We start from the raw sequence: 18,044 nt of genomic DNA, 5'->3' as shown, positions 1-18,044 counted from the left end.
TATTCACGGCCGCGCCGGTACCTGTTTTGGCACGACACGGCGCGAGTCGTGGGGCTTATCGGGGGGAAGTCCAAGATGAGCAACGCCGTATCGTGCCAAAACAGGCACCGGCCCGCAGGCCATTTGTGGCGACAACGTGGCTCGCGAATAAAACGGCAGCAGGCCCTCGCAATTGTATGACGATATCAGCCCGACCACTGACCTAGCAGTTCCCGTTGTCGGCGCTGTGCGCGCTCTTGCAGCACCGGGGCCAGGCGCAGCTTTTCGCCGGGCAGGCATTGGCCGAGTCGGGCGACGGCTTCCGGCGTCAGCGCACCCAGGCGCGGATAGCCGCCGATGGTCTGGCGGTCGTTGAGCAATACGATCGGTTGGCCGTCCGGCGGCACTTGCATGGCGCCCAGGGGAATGCCCTCGGACACCAGTGGCTGCCCCAGGTAATGCAGCGGCTCGCCGAGCAGGCGTACGCCCATGCGGTCGGCGCGCTGGTCCAGGGTCCACTCGCGGTTGAACAGGTCGAACAGGCTCTGCCCGCTGAACTCGCCGTGTTGCGCACCGAGTACCAGTTCCAGGCGCGGCGTGGCGGTGTACTGCGGAATCCGGCTGGCCGGCAGTTCGCGCGGTGCTGGCGGCTCGCCGTGCCAGTGCAGTAGGTTGCCCTCGACGAGGCCGTTGCCGTCGCCATGCAGGCCGCCTAGCCCCTCGCGGACGACGCCGGCGCAGCTGCCGAGCACCTGTGCTACCGCGAAGCCGCCGGGTACTGCGAGGTAGGCGCGGGCGCCCTGGCGTGGCTGGACGAACGCCAGACGTTGCCCGGCGCGCACCCGAAAGGATTTCCACGGCGCCAGGGGCTCGCCATCGAGCGTGGCACCGAGGTCCGCGCCGGCGAGGGCGAGGGTGCTGTCGCCGGCGCATTCGAGTTGCAGGCCACCCAGGAGAATTTCCAGGACCGGCGCCTGCAATGGGTTGCCCAGCAGCCAGTTGGCCCAACGCTGGGCGATCCAGTCGAGTGCGCCGCTCTGGGTTACGCCGAGGTGGCGTACACCGAAGCGGCCGCCGTCCTGCAATTGAACGAAGGGGCTACTGCGTAGCACGCGCAGTCCGGCCAGAGAACTCATACGAGGGGCTCCAGGGGCGTGTCGTCGCCGCCGAGGCGGATGAATTCGGCATGGTCGATGGGCTCGAAGCGAACCCGGTCGCCGGGTTGCAGCAGGCTGTACCCCTCGATGTCGGCGCCGAACAGGCGCACCGGGGTGCGTCCGAGCAGGTTCCAGCCGCCCGGAGACACGGCCGGATAGATGGCGGTCTGGCGTTCGGCGATGCCGACGCTACCGGTGGCGATGCGTTGCCGAGGGGTGTTCAGGCGCGGCGCGGCGAGGGCTTCCTCGACCAGCCCCATGAAGCCGAAGCCGGGAGCGAAGCCGAGGGCGAACACCTGGTATTCGCGCCCGGCGTGGCGCGTGATGACCTCGGCCACCGAGTAGCCGCTGCGCTGCGACAGCAGGGCCAGCTCCGGGCCGACGCTGGGGTCGTACCAGGTCGGCAGGCGATGCAGGCGACCGCTGCCAGCGGCGGCCGGTTGCAGGTCGCTGAAGGCCTCGGCGACCAGTGTGCGCACTTGCGCGGCATCCAGGCGTTCGAGGTCATAGTGCAGCAACAGTGTGGTGTAGGACGGCACCAGGTCGATCAGGGCTTCGCCGAACACCGCGCGCAGGCGCTGGTCGGCGGCCAGTAGCCAGGGCATGTTGGCCTCGTCGATACCCTCGAAGAGCCTCAGGATCAGGCTGTCGATACCGGCGATTTCCAGCCGTGGAACGGGCGCCCTCATGCGTTGGCCAAGGCGTCGAAGGCCTCGCGGATGCGCTTCACCGCGGCCACGGAGCCTGCGTTGTCGCCGTGCACGCAGAGCGTCTGGGCGCGCAGCGGTAGGGCGCTGCCGTCGCTGGCGCGCAGGTCCTCGCCGCGGGCCAGGGTGACAGCTTGGGCGACGATGGTGGTGGCGTCGTGGTGCACCGCGCCGGTCTGGCTGCGCGCGACGAGGAAGCCGGCGGCGTCATAGGCGCGGTCGGCGAAGGCTTCGAACCACAGCGTGAGGCCGGCTTCGTTACCCAGTGCCTGGGCCTGGCTGTTGTCGCGGGTGCTCATCAACATCAGCGGCAGGGCACTGTCGTACTTGGCAACCGCGCTCATCACCGCACGCAGGATGGCTGGCTTGCGCATCATGTCCTGGTACAGCGCGCCGTGGGGTTTGACGTAGCTGACGCGGGTGCCCTGGCTGCGGCACAGCGCTTCCAGTGCGCCGATCTGATAGAGCATCAGGTCTTCGACTTCCTGCGGTGTGCAATCCATCGAGCGCCGGCCGAAACCGACCAGGTCCTGGTAGGCGGTGTGCGCGCCGATTCGCACGCCGTGCTCGACGGCCAGGGTGACCGTCTTGCGCATGGTGCACGGGTCCGAGGCGTGGAAGCCGCAGGCGATGTTGGCGCAGTCGATGTAGGGCATGACCTCGGCATCCAGACCCATGGTCCAGGCGCCGAAGCTCTCGCCGATGTCGCAGTTGAGAAGCAGGCTGTTCACGCAAGGCCTCCTGCGGACGGGCCGCAGTCGTTGTTTCGGGACGGCGGAATCGGCTCCGCGCAGCATGCGGCACATGGTGTGCGCATGCTCGTGCAGCGTCCAACTAATTAAACCGGCGGGCGGAGATAGAAAAAACCGATGCGCGCCTCCCGTGGGCGGGAGACGCGTGGCCGCGCTACCAGAGCGGCAGGGCGTAGGTGAGGATCAGGCGGTTCTCGTCGAGGTCGTCGCTGAAGTTGGAGCGCACCGTGGCGTTGCGCCATTTCACGCCGAAGTTCTTCAACGGGCCGCCCTGGAACACGTAGGCGATGTCCATGTCGCGTTCCCATTCGGTGCCGCCGTTGGCGCCGCCGGTCTCGACGTTGTCACCGGAGATATAGCGCGTCATGAAGGTCAGGCCGGGCATGCCCAGCGTGCTGAAGTCGTAGTCGTAGCGGACCTGCCAGGAGCGCTCGTCGATGTTGGCGAAGTCACGGATCTGCACGAAGTTCACCAAGTACGGGTCGCTGTTGGCGATGTAGGGGAACGGATCGTCGCCGCTCATGCGCTGGTAGGCGGCGCCGAAGGCGTGGCTGCCGATGCGGTAGGTGAGCATGGCGCCGAAGGCCCGGTTGTCGAGGTCACGGAAGTTGCCGTCCTCCCGGCTGCTGGCATAGCGCAGGTCGGTTTTCAGCGACTGGCCCTCGGCCAACGGCAGCGTGTGTACCAGGGTCGCGTAGTACTGCTGGTAGATGTCTTGCAGCTCGCCGTAATGCAGACCGGCACTCAGCTGCGGGGTGAACTTGTAGTCACCGCCAGCGAAGGTGAACTGGTCGCTGCTGCCGCCGATGCGGTTGCCGGACAGGTCGACGTAGTCACTGGAACTGTTCGCCTTGATGCGGTCGATGCGCCCGCCCTGCAGGGTCAGGTTGTCGATTTCCTGCACGTTGAGCAGCGCGCCGCGAAACAGCTGCGGTAGCAGGCGCGAGTCGTTCGCCGAGACGATCGGACTGCGGAATTGCAGGGCGCCGACCTTCAGCACGCTGTTGGACACCTTCGCCTTGGCGGTCAACGCCAGCTTGCTGTACTCATCCTGCGAACCTCCGCTGCCGTCGGCCGGAAGCAAGCCGCTGCCGGCGGTGCCGTCACCGGAATCCAGTTTCAGTCCGACCAGGCCCATCGCGTCGAGACCGAAGCCGACGGTGCCTTCGGTGTAGCCGGACTCCATGCGCAGCAGGAAGCCTTGCGCCCACTCTTCGGCCTTGTCGCGGGCGCCACTCTGGCGGAAGTCTCGGTTGAAGTAGAAATTGCGCAGCTCCAGGCTGGCCTTGCTGTCGCCGATGAAGTCGGCATGGGCAAGGGTCGGCAGGGAGCCGCTGAACATCAGCAGGGCCGCTAAGCGGTTGGGGGACATCATGGGGTCGTTCTCCAGGTCGGGAGCGCGCAGGCGCCAGGTCGGCGGCTGCTTGGCAGAGCGCGATTCGAGAGATTTTTGTTGTGGGCTCCGGCGCCCATAGGGCTGGGGCGAGAGAGCTTCATTCATTCTTTGGAGGGCTGCTGCAAACCGTCCAACGAGAAAAAATTGCGAGGTGCGATAGGAAAACGCGATATCCGTGCGCTGGAGTCCCGGTCTGGAACTTGCTTTGCAGACTCCCCTCGAGGCGCTGCGTGTTGCGCCATTGATCCTATGGTTTGCACGAGGCTGGCGGCATGAACCTGAGATTTATCGAAACCTTCGTCTGGGTGGCTCGGCTGAAGAGCTTTCGCCTCACCGCGGAGAAGCTGTTCAGTACCCAGGCCTCGATTTCCAGCCGCATCGCGGCGCTGGAGGACGAACTCGGTACACGGCTGTTCCTGCGTGATTCCAAGGGCGTTTCGCTGACGCCGGAAGGCCAGAAGGTTCTCGAATACGCCGAGCGCATGATGGAAACCATGCATGCGATGAAGCAGTCCATCAGCGATACCGGCAGCGTGCATGGACGGGTTCGGGTGGGGGCGATGGATACGGTGATCCACACCTGGCTGAGTCCTTTCGTGACACGCATCATGGAGCGTTACCCCAACGTGGAGATCGAGCTCAACGCGGACACCGCGCGCAATCTCACCGAGCAACTGCAGAAGGGTTACCTGGACGTCATCTTCCAGACCGACATGGTCAATGGCGACAGCGTGCGCAATGTCGAACTGGCCGCCTTCCCGGTGAGCTGGATCGTCTCCACCGGCTCGATCTACGACCGTCCCTACGCCTCCATCGGGGAGATGGCACGGGAGCGGCTGATCACCTTCTCGAAGAACTCGCGACCCCATCAGGACATCCTCAACCTGCTACACGCCGGCAACGTGTGCTCGCCGCGCGTCAGTTGCGTGAACTCCATCGCGGCGATGACGCGCCTGGTTCGCGATGGCTTCGGCATCGGCGCAATGCCCCCGGCGCTGGTCGGCGACGAACTGCGCCAGGGGGCGTTGAGCATCCTCAGGGACGTACCCGAGCCGCCTGCGTTGCCGGTGGTGGCGACCTGGCGCAGTGGCGTGGGTCTGGAGCTCAACGAGGAGATCGTCGGGCTGGCCTGCGAGGCGCTTGAGGCCTACTCGGAGCAGGTGGGTGCGGAGCTTTTTGCGCGTCAGCCCAGCACCGGCATACAGAAAATCGCCTGAAAAATGCGCTGGCTTGGTGCGTGCGGGAGGCTATCGCCTCCTTTTGTCTCATAATGATTTTCGATCATCAGCCCCCTGATTTTTCTAGTTGGACAGCACCGAGGCCTGCGCCGAGACTCGCCAGGGCACCCCCATGGCGGCCTCGATCTGCCGCAACGCAACGATCAGGAGAGAGTTCGATGACAGTCACCGCTTCGCGTTTCGCCCGTACCGCACTGGCCTGCGTGCTGGGCCTGGGTTGCCTCGCCGCACAGGCTGCAGAGCGCTGGAACATGAGCGTAGAGCAGCCCGACGGCAACCCGATCACCGAGGTTGCCAAGTCCTTCGCGCAGGAGGTCGAACAGGCTTCCGCCGGAGAACTGCAGATTCGCGTCCATACCAACTCGATGCTGTTCAAGCGCCCGGAAGTGAAGCGCGCGGTGCAGACCGGGCAAATCCAGCTGGGTGACGTACTGATGTCTGTGCTGGGTAACGAAGATCCGATCTTCGAGGTCGACAGCGTGCCCTTCCTGGCACGTAACTACACCCAGGCCAAGGCGCTCTGGGAAGCCAGCCGGCCGGCGGTGGAGGAGCGCCTGGACAAGCAGGGCCTCAAGCTGCTCTACGCGGTGCCGTGGTCTCCGCAGAGCATCTTCACCAAGACCCCGATCAGCCAGATGGCCGACTTCAAGGGCATGAAATTCCGTGCCTATAACCCGGCCACCTCGCGCATGGTGGAACTCATGGGCGCGGTGCCCACCGTCATCCAGACCGGCGAAGTGCCGCAGGCCTTCAGCACCGGGATGATCTCCGGGATGCTGACGTCGCCGACCACCGGCGTCGATACCCAGGCCTGGGACTTTTCCAGCTACTACTACGATGTGAAGGCGTTCATTCCGAAGAACTTCGTGATCGTCAACGCACGAGCCTTCGCCCGTTTGCCGCAGGCCACCCAGGATGCACTGCTGGCCGCCGCCGGGAAGGCCGAGGCCGAGGGTTGGAAGGTCGCCGAGGAAAAGACCGGCGAGTTGATCAAGACGCTCGCCGACCACGGTATGCAGGTCGCCGATCATGCGCCGGCGGATGTCGAGAAAGGCCTCGATGAAATCGGCGAGACGATGACCAAGGAATGGCTCGACCGCGCCGGTGCCGACGGCCAGAAGATTCTCGACACCTACCGCAACTGATCCGCCGTCCCCCGGCGTGGGCCAGGGGACTGCCTTTTTCCGGAGCCAGCGATGACCCCTCTGAACAAGCTTTACACCCTGTCCGGGTGGCTTGCCGGGCTTTGCCTGGTCGCCATCGCCGTGCTGGTGCTGGCGCAGATCGTCGCGCGGCAGTTCGGTGCCATGGTGCCGGCGGCGGACGAGTTCGCCGCCTATGCCATGGCCGCCTCGGGCTTTCTCGCACTGCCTTATGCGCTGCAGCGTGGCGCGCATATTCGCGTCGAGCTGGTGGCGCGCCTGTTGCCGCCGGCCGTGCGGCGTGCGCTGGACATCCTGGCCTGCCTGATCGGCCTGGGCATCGCCGTGTACTTGGCCTACTACAGTGCGCGGTTCGTGCTCGAGTCCTACCAGTTCCATGACGTCTCCAGCGGCTTGCTGCCCATCCCGATGTGGCTGCCGCAGTTGCCGATGGTGCTGGGGACCGCGATCTTCGCCGTGGCGATGTTCGAGCGTCTGCTGCTGGTATGCCTCGGACGACCCTGCGAGCGCTCGAACGGCGAGACCGTGCTCAGCGAGTGATCCGCGTACCCGATCCATCCTCCGGCGCTCCTGCGCCCGTCCCGCTGCGAGACTGAACCTTGGACTATTCGATCATTACCCTGACCCTGCTGATAGCGCTTTTCGCCTTGCTCGGTGCTGGCGTCTGGGTGGCGCTGGCGCTGCTGGGCGTCGGTATCCTGGGCATGGAGGTGTTCGGCGGCGCGCCCGCGGGCTCGATCCTCGCCTCCACCAGTTGGTCCAGCAGCGCCAGCTGGACCCTGACCGCGTTGCCGCTGTTCATCTGGATGGGCGAAATTCTCTACCGCACGCGCCTCTCGGAAGACATGTTCAACGGGCTCTCGCCGTGGATGCGCGGTCTGCCCGGGCGCCTGCTGCACGTCAACGTGTTCGGCTGTGGGCTGTTCGCCGCGGTCAGCGGCTCGTCGGCGGCGACCACCGCCACCATCGGACGTATCTCCCTGCCGGAGCTCAGCGCACGGGGCTATCCGGAGAAGATCGCGATGGGCTCGCTGGCCGGCGCAGGCACCTTGGGCCTATTGATCCCGCCATCGATCATGATGATCGTCTACGGGGTAGCGGCGCAGGTGTCCATCTCCCGGCTGTTCATCGCCGGCGTCCTGCCGGGGCTGTTGCTGCTGGCACTGTTCTGCGGCTACCTGATGCTCTGGGCGCGCCTGCATCGCGATCAGTTGCCGGAGGAGGGGGAGGCGCTGCCGTTGCGCGAGAAGCTCGCACGTGCTCGGTTGCTGATCCCCGTCCTGGGCTTGATCGCGGCGGTGATCGGCTCGATCTACGGCGGCATCGCCACCGCCACCGAGGCGGCGGCGGTGGGTGTGCTCGGCGCGTTGTTGATCGCCCTGTTCTCTGGCGCGCTCAACCGCGAGACCTTCATGGCCAGCCTGATGGGCGCGGTATGCACCTCGTGCATGATCTTCTTCATCCTGCTCGGCGCGGCCTACCTGACCTCGGCGATGGGCTTCACCGGCTTGCCCTCGGCCCTGGCCGACTGGATCGTCGCGCGGCAGTTCTCACCCTATGCGCTGCTGCTGGCGCTGACGCTGTTCTTCATCCTGCTGGGCTGCTTCCTCGATGGCATCTCGATCATCCTGCTGACCACCGCGGTGATCCTGCCTGCGGTGAGGGCGGCAGGGATCGACCTGCTGTGGTTCGGCATCTTCGTCATCCTGGTGGTGGAGATGGCGCAGATCACCCCGCCGGTGGGCTTCAACCTGTTCGTCATTCAGAACCTCACCGGGCGCAACCTGGCGGCGGTGGCCCGGGCGGCGTTCCCCTTTTTCCTGCTGCTGGTGCTGGCCGCCGTGCTGCTCACCTTCTTCCCGCAGATCGTGCTGCTGCTGCCCCAGGCTATGAAGGGCGCTTGATTTCGACGGGCGAGCGCGTGCGGCCGCTGGCCGCTCGCGGCTTTCCCTGAACGAAATTGTCGCTGCACCATAGGCGTGCATCCTGCCTCAATGGCTAAGCTGTTTGTCGAACCCCGCGCGCCTGCGTCTGTCACTTGAGGGCCGCGTTCGCGTGGTGAGGGCCGATCCGGCGATGATAATCGGGAGTAGAGGCATGGCGTTTTTCAGTGCGGCCAGCAAGGCCGAATTCTTCGAGCAACTGCAGCGGGCGTTGGCCGGGGTGCTGCCTGAGGGCGAACTGCCGCAGGTGATGCGCTTCGCCGAGCAGTTCTTCGCCATCGTGTCGGTGGAGGAGCTGCAGCAGCGGCGCCTGCTCGACCTGGTGGGCTGCACGCTGTCCAGCTGGCGGTTGCTCGCCGAGTTCGATGGCCAGCCGAAAGTGCGCGTGTTCAACCCCGATTACGAGAAGCACGGCTGGCAGTCGCCGCATACCGCAGTGCAGGTGCTGCACCCGGACCTGCCGTTCCTCGTCGACTCGCTGCGCGTCGAGCTCAAGCGCCAGGGGCACGCGATCCACGCGCTGCAGAACAGCGTGCTGTGCGTGCGCCGCGATGCCAGTGGGCGTCGTCAGGAATTGCTGCCCAAGGGCGTGTGCGAGGACCAGGCGAGCAATGAATCGCTGATCTTCCTGGAGATCGACCGTTGCTCCAGTGCCGCTGAACTGAAGGCGCTCGAGGGCGCGCTCTACGATGTGCTGGAAGAGGTGCGCCTGGCGGTCGGTGAGTTCGACGCCATGCAGGCCAAGGCCCTCGAGTTGCGCGACTGGCTGGGTAGTCGGCCGGCGCTGGCCGGCGGCGCCGACCAGGCGGAACCGCAGGCGGCGGCGCGTTTCATCGACTGGCTGCTGGACGACCATTTCACCTTCCTCGGCTACGAGGAATTCCGCGTCGAGGAAGGCCCCGAGGGCGCGCACATGGCCTACGTGGCCGATAGCCTGCTGGGGCTTTCGCGGCGTCTGCGCGGGGAGTTCGGCGATGGCCAGGGGCCGCAGGTCTCCGGCGCGGCGCTGGACTACCTGCGCCAGCCGCTGCTGCTGTCCTTCGCCAAGGCGGCGACCCCCAGCCGGGTGCATCGGCCGGCCTATCCGGACCTCGTCTCGTTGCGTGAGGTGGATGAGAACGGCCGGGTGCTGCGCGAGATGCGCTTCCTCGGGCTGTACACCGCCCACGTCTACAACCAGAGCGTCGACCGCATTCCCTTCGTTGCCGGCAAGGTCGCGGAAATCCGTCGCCGTGCGGGCTTCGAGCACAGCGCGCACCTGGGCAAGGAACTGGGTCAGGTGCTCCAGGTGCTGCCCCGCGATGATCTGTTCCAGACGCCGGTGGACGAGCTGTTCGCCACCGCCATGGCCATCGTCCAGCTGCAGGAGCGCAACGTGGTGCGGCTGTTCCTGCGCACCGATCCGTACCGGCGCTTCGTCTATGCGCTGGCCTACGTGCCCCGTGACATCTATTCCACCGAGGTGCGCCTGCGCATCCAGCAGGTGCTGATGGAGCGTCTGCAGGCCGAGGACTGCGAGTTCTGGACCTATTTCTCCGAGTCGGTGCTGACCCGCGTGCAGTTCATCCTGCGGGTGGACCTGGGCGAACACGGGCTGCCGCCGTTGCAGCAGCTCGAACAGGAAGTGGTGCAGGCCTGCCGCTCCTGGCAGGACGACTTTGCCGCGCAGTTGCTGGAAAGCTTCGGCGAGGCCCAGGGCACCGAATTGCTGGCGGACTTCCCGAAAGGCTTCCCCGCCGGCTATCGCGAGCGTTTCGCCGCGCACTCGGCGGTGGTCGACCTGCAGCACCTGCTGTCGCTGTCCGCGCAGCGGCCGTTGGTGATGCGCTTCTACCAGCCGCTGGCCGAGGAAGGCCGGCTGCTGCATTGCAAGCTCTACCATGCCGACCAGCCGCTGCCGCTGTCGGATGTGTTGCCGATCCTGGAAAACCTGGGCCTGCGCGTGCTCGGTGAGTTTCCCTACCGCGTACGCCATCGTGATGGCCGGCAATTCTGGATCCACGATTTCGCCTTCACCTATGCGGAAGGGCTGGAGGTGGACATCCAGCAGCTCAACGAGACGCTGCAGGATGCTTTCGTGAACATCATGGGCGGCGCGGCGGAGAACGACGCCTTCAACCGCCTGGTGCTCAATGCGGGACTGTCCTGGCGCGACGCCGCCTTGCTGCGTGCCTTCGCCCGCTACCTCAAGCAGATTCGCATCGGCTTCGACCTGGGCTACATCGCCGCCACCCTCAACGCGCATCCGCACATCGCCCGCGAGCTGGCGCGGCTGTTCCGTACGCGCTTCTACCTGGCGCGCAAGCTCTCCGCGGAAGACCTGGCGGACAAGCAGGCGCGCCTGGAACAGGCGATCCTCGGTGCTCTGGACGAGGTCGCGGTGCTCAACGAGGACCGCATCCTGCGACGCTACCTGGCGCTGATCAAGGCCACTCTGCGCACCAACTTCTACCAGCCTGCGGAAGACGGCCAGGCCAAAGGTTACTTCAGCTTCAAGTTCGACCCGCGGGCAATTCCCGAGCTGCCGCGGCCGGTGCCGCTGTTCGAGATCTTCGTCTATTCGCCGCGCGTGGAGGGCGTGCACCTGCGCGCCGGGCGCGTGGCGCGTGGCGGTTTGCGTTGGTCCGACCGCGAGGAGGACTACCGCACCGAGGTGCTCGGCCTGGTCAAGGCGCAGCAGGTGAAGAATGCGGTGATCGTGCCGGTCGGCGCCAAGGGCGGCTTCGTGCCGCGGCGCCTGCCCAATGGCTCGCGCGACGAGGTCCAGGCCGAGGCCATCGCCTGCTACCGCATCTTCATCAGCGGCCTGCTCGACATCACCGACAACCTGGTCGACGGCGAAGTCGCGCCGCCGCCAGCGGTGGTGCGCTACGACGGTGACGACCCCTACCTGGTGGTGGCCGCGGACAAAGGCACCGCGACCTTCTCCGACATCGCCAACGGCATCGCCGCCGACTACCGCTTCTGGCTCGGCGATGCCTTCGCCTCCGGCGGTTCGGCCGGCTACGACCACAAGGTCATGGGCATCACCGCGAAGGGCGCCTGGGTCTCGGTGCAGCGGCACTTCCGAGAGCGCGGCATCGACGTGCAGAAGGACCCGGTCACGGTGCTGGGCATCGGCGACATGGCCGGCGACGTCTTCGGCAACGGCCTGCTGATGTCCCAGAGCCTGCGCATGGTGGCCGCCTTCAACCACCAGCACATCTTCATCGACCCCAATCCCGATGCGGCGGCCAGCTTCGCCGAGCGCCAGCGTCTGTTCGCCTTGCCGCGTTCGTCCTGGGCAGATTACGACGCCAGCCTGATCTCCGCGGGCGGCGGGGTGTTCCCGCGCAGCGCGAAGAGCATCGCCATCACGCCGCAGATGCGCGAGCGCTTCGCCATCGACGCCGAGCGCATGGCGCCTAACGAGCTGATCCACGCCTTGCTCAAGGCGCCGGTGGACCTGCTCTGGAACGGCGGTATCGGCACCTACGTCAAGGCCAGCGACGAAGCGCACGAGCAGGTCGGCGACAAGGCCAACGACGGCCTGCGGGTGGACGGTCGCGACTTGCGCGCCAAGGTGGTGGGCGAGGGCGGCAACCTGGGCATGACCCAGCGCGGGCGTATCGAGTACTGCCTGGCTGGCGGCGCCTGCAACACCGACTTCATCGACAACGCCGGTGGCGTGGACTGCTCCGACCATGAGGTGAACATCAAGATTCTCCTCGATGGCCTGGTCAGTGGTGGCGACATGACCGGCAAGCAGCGCAACCAGTTGCTGGCGCAGATGACCGACGAGGTCGGCGAGCTGGTGCTGGCCAACAACTACAAACAGACCCAGGCGCTGTCCCTGGCCGAGCGCCGTGCGCGCGAGCGCGTTGGCGAATACCGTCGGCTGATCGGCGAACTGGAGGCGCGTGGCAAGCTCGATCGTGCGCTGGAGTTCCTGCCCAGCGACGAGTCCCTGGGCGAGCGCGATGCCCATGGCCAGAGCCTGACGCGGCCGGAATTGGCGGTGCTGGTGTCCTATAGCAAGATCGACCTCAACGAGGCGCTGATCGACTCGTCCGCGGTGGACGACGATTACCTGATGCGCGACATGCAGCGCGCCTTCCCGCCGACCCTGCGCGAGCGTTTCGGCGAGCGCATGGCGGGGCACCGTCTGCGTCGCGAGATCGTCGCCACCCAGTTGGCCAACGACCTGGTCAACCACATGGGCATCACCTTCGTGCAGCGCCTGCGCCAGTCCGCCGGGGTGAGCACCGGTGCGGTGGTCACCGCGTACGTGGTGGTGCGCGACCTCTATCACTTGCCGCACTGGTTCCGCCAGATCGAACTGCTCGATCACGCCGTACCGGCCGAGCTGCAGCTGGCACTGATGGAGGAACTGATGCGCCTGGGGCGGCGCTCCACGCGCTGGTTCCTGCGTAGTCGCCGCGAGGCGCTGGATGCCGCCCGCGAGGTCACCGAGTTCGGCCCACGGGTCGCCGCGCTGGGATTGAGGCTCGACGAGCTGATCGAGGGCGAGGCCCGCGATGCCTGGCAGGCGCGACATGCCGAATATGTCGAAGCCGGCGTGCCGGAGTTGCTGGCACGGATGGTCGCCGGCACCTCGCACCTGTACACGCTGCTGCCGATCGTCGAGGCCGCCGACCTCACCGGCTTCGAAGCCGCCGAGGTGGCGCGCGCCTGGTTCGCCGTCGGCGAGGCGCTGGAGCTGGGCTGGTACCTGCAGCAGATCAGCGCGCTACCGGTGCGCAATGGCTGGGAGGCGCTGGCCCGCGAGGCCTTCCGCGACGACCTGGATGCCCAGCAGCGCGCACTGACCATTGCGGTGTTGCGCAGCGAGGGAGTGGATCTGGGCGAGCGCATCGCGCACTGGATGCAGCGTTGCGAGGTGCCGGTCCAGCGCTGGCGCAACATGCTCGGCGAGCTGCGCAGCGCCGGCCAGGCCGACTATGCGATGTACGCGGTAGCCGATCGCGAGCTCAGCGACCTGGCGCACCACGTCGAGTAGGGTCTACCCGGCCCGCCGTAGATAACGGTGGGCCGGGTGTCGTGGATGCGTCGTGCTGCTGGGCTGATTTGTTTCGGCGTCTGTCTAGGGGCTGTTGACCTTTCGCCGATGCCTGTTTTGCCGCGAGACAAGGCCGCGCCCGTTGCCGACGGGCTTGCGGCATTCACTCCATCCCTGGAGATCGCGCGAGTCGCAGGGCTTACCGGGGTAAGTCCAAGACGAGCAACGCCGTATCGCGGCAAAGCAGGCATCGGCCTGAAGGGTTCGCGAACGAAAGGTCAGCAGCCCCTAGAGCCGTAAACGTCCGGTAAAGGGGCTTTGCTTGAGCGCTGCGAGCCTCTATCTTGCAGGCTCCTCCGAATAGCGGTCCCGTCATGCCCCAAGCCACTCCTTCCCCATCTTCCCGCCGCCGCTGGTGGGTAGTGCCGTTGCTGCTCGTCCTGATCGTGCTCCTGGCCTGGTGGTTCTGGCCCCACGCCTCGAAGTCGACGAACCCCGCTGGCGCGGCGGGCATGTTCGGTGCCGAGGCGGTACCGGTGCGTGTGGCGGCCGTCGAGCGCGGCGATTTCCCCGTGGAGCTCAAGGCGCTGGGCACGGTGACCGCCTACAACACGGTCAACGTGGTGCCGCGCGTCGATGGGCAATTGGCCGAAGTGCGCTTCGCCGAAGGTCAGCGGGTGAAGAAGGATGCGGTGCTGGCCGTGCTCGATCAGCGGCCGTTCCGCGTGGCGCTGCAACAGGCCGAGGGCGACCTGCAGCAGAACCGCGCGCAACTGCGCAACGCGGAAATCGACCTCAAACGCTACCAGGGACTGTACGCCGAGGACTCCATCGCCAAGCAAACCCTCGACACCCAGCAGGCGCTGGTCAACCAGTACCGTGGCACCATCGCCGCCAGCCAGGCGGCGGTGGACCAGGCGCGCCTGGACCTGCAGTTCAGCGAAGTGCGTGCGCCCATTGGCGGGCGCCTGGGGTTGCGCCAGGTGGACGTCGGCAACCTGGTCGGCAGCGGCGATGCCACGCCGCTGGTGAGCATCACCCAGACCAGCCCGATCGCCGTGGTGTTCACCGTGCCCGAGGTCGATGTGGGCGCCGTGCTGCAGCGCTACCGGGCCGGTGAAAAGCTCCAGGTGCAGGCTTGGAACCGCGACGAGAGCCAGTTGCTGGCCACCGGCACGCTGGCCAGCATCGACAACCAGATCGACACCGCCACCGGCACCCTGAAACTCAAGGCGGACTTTGCCAACGCCGATGAAACGCTGTTCCCGAACGCTTTCGTCAACGTGCGCCTGCGTGTCGATACCCTGACGCAGGTGCCGACCATGTCGGCCGATGCGCTGCAGTTCGGTTCGCGCGGGACCTTCGTCTATCTGCTGCAGGGCCGCGACAAGGTGACCCTGCGCAACGTCCAGGTGGGGCCGGGCGATGGCGCGCGCAACGTGGTCGAAAGCGGCCTGGAGCCTGGTGATCGGGTCGTGGTGGAAGGCACCGACCGCCTGCGCGAAGGGGCCAAGGTCGAGGTCATCGAGGGCGAGCCGGGCAGTGCCGCGCCGGCTACCGCGCCGGTGCGCGGTAGCGAGAAGGCGGAAGGCGCGGAAGGCGCATGAGCCTGTCGAGGCCGTTCATCCTGCGGCCGGTCGCCACCACCTTGCTGATGGTGGCGATCTTCCTGGCCGGGGTCATCGCCTATCGCCTGTTGCCGGTCTCCGCGCTGCCGGAGGTCGACTATCCGACCATCCGCGTGATGACGCTGTATCCCGGCGCCAGCCCGGAGGTGATGACCAGCGCGGTGACCGCGCCGCTGGAGCGCCAGTTCGGGCAGATGCCGGGGCTCACGCAGATGTCTTCCTCCAGCTCCGGTGGCGCCTCGGTGATCACCCTGCGCTTCGGCCTGGACATCTCCCTGGACGTCGCCGAGCAGGAAGTGCAGGCGGCGATCAACGCGGCGAACAACCTGCTGCCCAGCGATCTGCCGGCACCGCCGGTGTACAACAAGGTCAACCCGGCGGACACCCCGGTGATGACCCTGGCGATCACGTCGCCGAGCCTGCCGCTGCCGCAGGTCAACGACCTGGTCGACACGCGCATGGCGCAGAAGCTCGCGCAGATCAGCGGCGTCGGTCTGGTCAGCCTGGCGGGCGGGCAGCGCCCGGCGGTGCGCATTCGCGTCAACCCGCAGGCGTTGGCGGCGCATGGCCTGAACCTGTCCGACGTGCGCTCGCTGATCAGCGCGTCCAACGTCAACCAGCCCAAGGGCAACTTCGACGGTCCGACGCGGGTTTCCCAGCTCGACGCCAACGACCAGCTACGTTCGGCGCAGGAATACGGCGAGTTGATCCTCGCCTACGAGAACGGCGCGGCGCTGCGCCTGAAGGACGTCGCGCAATTGCTCGACGGTGCCGAGAACGATCGCCTCGCCGCCTGGGCCGACCAGAATCAGGCGGTGCTGCTGAACATCCAGCGCCAACCCGGCGCCAACGTCATCGAGGTGGTCGACCGGATCAAGGCGCTACTGCCGCAGATCACCGCCAGCCTGCCGGCGACGGTGGACGTGAAGGTGCTTAGCGACCGTACCCAGACCATTCGCGCGGCCGTCACCGACGTGCAGCACGAACTGCTCCTGGCGATCTGCCTGGTGGTGCTGGTGACCTTCCTGTTCCTGCGCAAGCTGGCGGCGACGGTCATTCCGTCGATCGCCGTACCGCTGTCGTTGATCGGCACCTTCGGCGTGATGTACCTGGCCGGCTTCTCGATCAACAACCTGACGCTGATGGCGCTGACCATCGCCACCGGCTTCGTGGTGGACGATGCCATCGTCATGCTGGAGAACATCGCGCGGCACCTGGAGGAGGGCGAGACACCGCTCAACGCGGCGCTCAAGGGCGCGCGGCAGATCGGCTTCACGCTGGTTTCGCTGACCTTCTCGCTGATCGCCGTGCTGATCCCGCTGCTGTTCATGGCCGATGTGGTGGGCCGGCTGTTCCGCGAGTTCGCCATCACCCTGGCGGTGGCGATCCTGATCTCGCTGGTGATCTCGCTGACGCTGACGCCGATGATGTGCGCGCGCCTGCTGCGCCGTGAGTCCGAAGAGGAGCAGGGGCGTTTCTACCGAGATGCAGGTGCGTTCATCGACGGCATGATCGCGCGCTACGCCACGGGCCTGTCGTGGGTGCTGCGCCATCAGTTCCTCACCCTGCTGGTGGCCATCGCCACCCTGGGCCTGACGGTGCTGCTTTACCTGGTGGTGCCCAAGGGGTTCTTCCCGGTGCAGGACACCGGCATCATCCAGGGCATTTCCGAGGCGCCGCAGAGCATTTCCTTCGCCGCCATGAGCGAGCGTCAGCAGCGCCTGGCGCAGGTGGTGCTGGCCGATCCGGCGGTGGCCAGCCTGTCGTCCTACATCGGCGTGGATGGCGACAACGCCACGCTCAACAGCGGGCGCATGCTGATCAACCTCAAGCCCCATGGCGAGCGCGCGCTCACCGCCAGCGAGGTGATCGAGCGGCTGCGACCGAAGCTGGCGCAGGTTCCCGGCATCTCGCTGTACCTGCAGCCGGTGCAGGACCTGACCATCGAGGATCGGGTCTCGCGCACCCAGTTCCAGTTCAGTCTGGAATCCCCCGACTACGACCAGTTGGAGAGCTGGACGCCGCGCCTGGTGCAGGCGCTGGCGCAACGGCCGGAGCTGGTGGACGTCACCAGCGACCTGCAGGAGCGTGGCTTGCAGGTCTACCTGGATATCGACCGCGATCTCGCCGGACGGCTGGGCATCAGTGTCTCGGCGATCGACGACGCGCTCTACGACGCCTTCGGCCAGCGGCAGATATCGACTATCTTCACCCAGGCCAGCCAGTACCGGGTGGTGCTGGAAAGCGCCGACGCCGACCGTGTCGGGCCGCAGGCGCTGCGCGACATCCATGTCGCCGCCGCGGATGGCTCGCAGGTGCCGCTGTCCTCGCTGGCCAAGGTGGAACAACGCGCCGCGGCGTTGCTGGTCAACCACATCGGGCAGTTCCCGGCAGCCATGGTGTCCTTCAACCTGGCGCCGGGGGTGTCCCTCGGCCAGGCGGTGGACGTGATCGAGTCGGTGGAGCAGCAGATCGGTCTTCCGCCGGCCATCACCAGCGAGTTCCAGGGCGCCGCGGCGGCCTTCCGGGCCTCGCTGTCGTCGACGCTGTGGCTGATCCTCGCCGCGGTGGTGACCATGTACATCGTGCTCGGCGTGCTCTACGAGAGCTATATCCATCCCATCACGATTCTTTCCACGCTGCCCTCGGCGGGCGTCGGTGCGTTGCTGGCGCTGCTGCTGTCCGGCAATGACCTGGGGCTGATTGCGATCATCGGCATCATCCTGCTGATCGGCATCGTCAAGAAGAACGCGATCATGATGATCGACTTCGCCCTGGAGGCCGAACGGCATCAGGGCATGTCTCCGGAGCAGGCGATCTACCAGGCGGCGCTGTTGCGTTTCCGGCCGATCCTGATGACCACCCTGGCAGCCTTGTTCGGCGCGGTGCCGCTGATGCTCGCCAGCGGCTCCGGCGCCGAACTGCGCCAGCCGCTGGGGCTGGTGATGGTCGGCGGCCTGCTGGTCAGCCAGGTACTGACGCTGTTCACCACGCCGGTCATCTACCTGTACTTCGATCGCCTGGCGTTGCGTCTGCGGCGCCGGGGCACGCACGCGCAGGCCCAGGCGTGAGCGGCGGGCGA

At 66.5% G+C, this 18,044-nt stretch carries 10 protein-coding genes and 2 pseudogenes; 8 read left to right on the top strand and 4 right to left on the bottom strand.

Annotation, left to right across the window (positions count from 1 at the left end; translation table 11 throughout):
- Nucleotides 1-185: 185 nt before the first annotated feature.
- The 4 genes from ACYRGX_RS16495 to ACYRGX_RS16480 form a co-directional block, all read right to left on the bottom strand.
- Nucleotides 186-1,115, bottom strand: coding sequence for a 5-oxoprolinase subunit C family protein (locus tag ACYRGX_RS16495; RefSeq protein WP_473053538.1), 930 nt, complete (start codon nucleotides 1,113-1,115; stop codon nucleotides 186-188).
- Nucleotides 1,112-1,825, bottom strand: a complete 714-nt coding sequence (locus tag ACYRGX_RS16490; RefSeq protein ID WP_473053537.1) for a 5-oxoprolinase subunit B family protein — start codon at nucleotides 1,823-1,825, stop codon at nucleotides 1,112-1,114. The genes ACYRGX_RS16495 and ACYRGX_RS16490 overlap by 4 nt, the downstream gene beginning before the upstream one ends.
- Nucleotides 1,822-2,574: a 5-oxoprolinase subunit PxpA gene (locus ACYRGX_RS16485; RefSeq protein WP_473053536.1), complete on the bottom strand. Its 753-nt coding sequence runs from the start codon at nucleotides 2,572-2,574 to the stop codon at nucleotides 1,822-1,824. Before ACYRGX_RS16485 ends, ACYRGX_RS16490 begins: the two co-directional genes overlap by 4 nt.
- Nucleotides 2,575-2,749: 175 nt before the next feature.
- Entirely contained in the window at nucleotides 2,750-3,967 is a 1,218-nt protein-coding gene (locus ACYRGX_RS16480; RefSeq protein WP_473056713.1) for an OprD family porin, read from the bottom strand.
- 296 nt (nucleotides 3,968-4,263) lie between these two features.
- On the opposite strand from ACYRGX_RS16480, the gene ACYRGX_RS16475 reads away from it, so the two are divergent.
- The 8 genes and pseudogenes from ACYRGX_RS16475 to ACYRGX_RS16440 all read left to right on the top strand — a co-directional run bounded on the left by ACYRGX_RS16475 (nucleotide 4,264) and on the right by ACYRGX_RS16440 (nucleotide 18,033).
- Nucleotides 4,264-5,208: a LysR family transcriptional regulator gene (locus ACYRGX_RS16475; RefSeq protein WP_473053535.1), complete on the top strand. Its 945-nt coding sequence runs from the start codon at nucleotides 4,264-4,266 to the stop codon at nucleotides 5,206-5,208.
- Nucleotides 5,209-5,387: 179 nt separating this feature from the next.
- Nucleotides 5,388-6,374, top strand: coding sequence for a TRAP transporter substrate-binding protein (locus ACYRGX_RS16470; RefSeq protein WP_473053534.1), 987 nt, complete (start codon nucleotides 5,388-5,390; stop codon nucleotides 6,372-6,374).
- Nucleotides 6,375-6,425: 51 nt separating this feature from the next.
- The gene (locus ACYRGX_RS16465) at nucleotides 6,426-6,932 is read left to right on the top strand and encodes a TRAP transporter small permease (RefSeq protein ID WP_473053533.1); all 507 of its coding nucleotides are present in this window, start codon (nucleotides 6,426-6,428) and stop codon (nucleotides 6,930-6,932) included.
- Between the two features lie 59 nt (nucleotides 6,933-6,991).
- Nucleotides 6,992-8,296, top strand: a complete 1,305-nt coding sequence (locus ACYRGX_RS16460) for a TRAP transporter large permease (protein ID WP_473053532.1) — start codon at nucleotides 6,992-6,994, stop codon at nucleotides 8,294-8,296.
- Between the two features lie 172 nt (nucleotides 8,297-8,468).
- Nucleotides 8,469-8,957: pseudogene (locus ACYRGX_RS16455) on the top strand (hypothetical protein); the annotation flags it as partial.
- Nucleotides 8,958-9,338: 381 nt separating this feature from the next.
- Nucleotides 9,339-13,334: pseudogene (locus ACYRGX_RS16450) on the top strand (NAD-glutamate dehydrogenase); the annotation flags it as partial.
- A gap of 374 nt (nucleotides 13,335-13,708) precedes the next feature.
- Nucleotides 13,709-14,941 (top strand): MdtA/MuxA family multidrug efflux RND transporter periplasmic adaptor subunit, encoded by a 1,233-nt coding sequence (locus ACYRGX_RS16445; RefSeq protein WP_473053531.1) that lies wholly within the window; start codon nucleotides 13,709-13,711, stop codon nucleotides 14,939-14,941.
- Nucleotides 14,938-18,033: an MdtB/MuxB family multidrug efflux RND transporter permease subunit gene (locus ACYRGX_RS16440; protein WP_473053530.1), complete on the top strand. Its 3,096-nt coding sequence runs from the start codon at nucleotides 14,938-14,940 to the stop codon at nucleotides 18,031-18,033. Before ACYRGX_RS16445 ends, ACYRGX_RS16440 begins: the two co-directional genes overlap by 4 nt.
- Nucleotides 18,034-18,044: the final 11 nt, after the last annotated feature.

This window comes from Pseudomonas sp. R4-15, assembly GCF_055768815.1.
The sequence above is the reverse complement of the archived record's forward strand: the minus strand, read 5'-3'. Positions and strand labels throughout refer to the sequence as shown.

Coding starts and splice junctions, on each gene's coding strand:
- ACYRGX_RS16495 (WP_473053538.1), bottom strand. CDS start 1,115: ATGAGTTCTCTGGCCGGACTGCGCGTGCTACGCAGTAGCCCCTTCGTT.
- ACYRGX_RS16490 (WP_473053537.1), bottom strand. CDS start 1,825: ATGAGGGCGCCCGTTCCACGGCTGGAAATCGCCGGTATCGACAGCCTG.
- ACYRGX_RS16480 (WP_473056713.1), bottom strand. CDS start 3,967: ATGTCCCCCAACCGCTTAGCGGCCCTGCTGATGTTCAGCGGCTCCCTG.
- ACYRGX_RS16475 (WP_473053535.1), top strand. CDS start 4,264: ATGAACCTGAGATTTATCGAAACCTTCGTCTGGGTGGCTCGGCTGAAG.
- ACYRGX_RS16470 (WP_473053534.1), top strand. CDS start 5,388: ATGACAGTCACCGCTTCGCGTTTCGCCCGTACCGCACTGGCCTGCGTG.
- ACYRGX_RS16465 (WP_473053533.1), top strand. CDS start 6,426: ATGACCCCTCTGAACAAGCTTTACACCCTGTCCGGGTGGCTTGCCGGG.
- ACYRGX_RS16445 (WP_473053531.1), top strand. CDS start 13,709: ATGCCCCAAGCCACTCCTTCCCCATCTTCCCGCCGCCGCTGGTGGGTA.
- ACYRGX_RS16440 (WP_473053530.1), top strand. CDS start 14,938: ATGAGCCTGTCGAGGCCGTTCATCCTGCGGCCGGTCGCCACCACCTTG.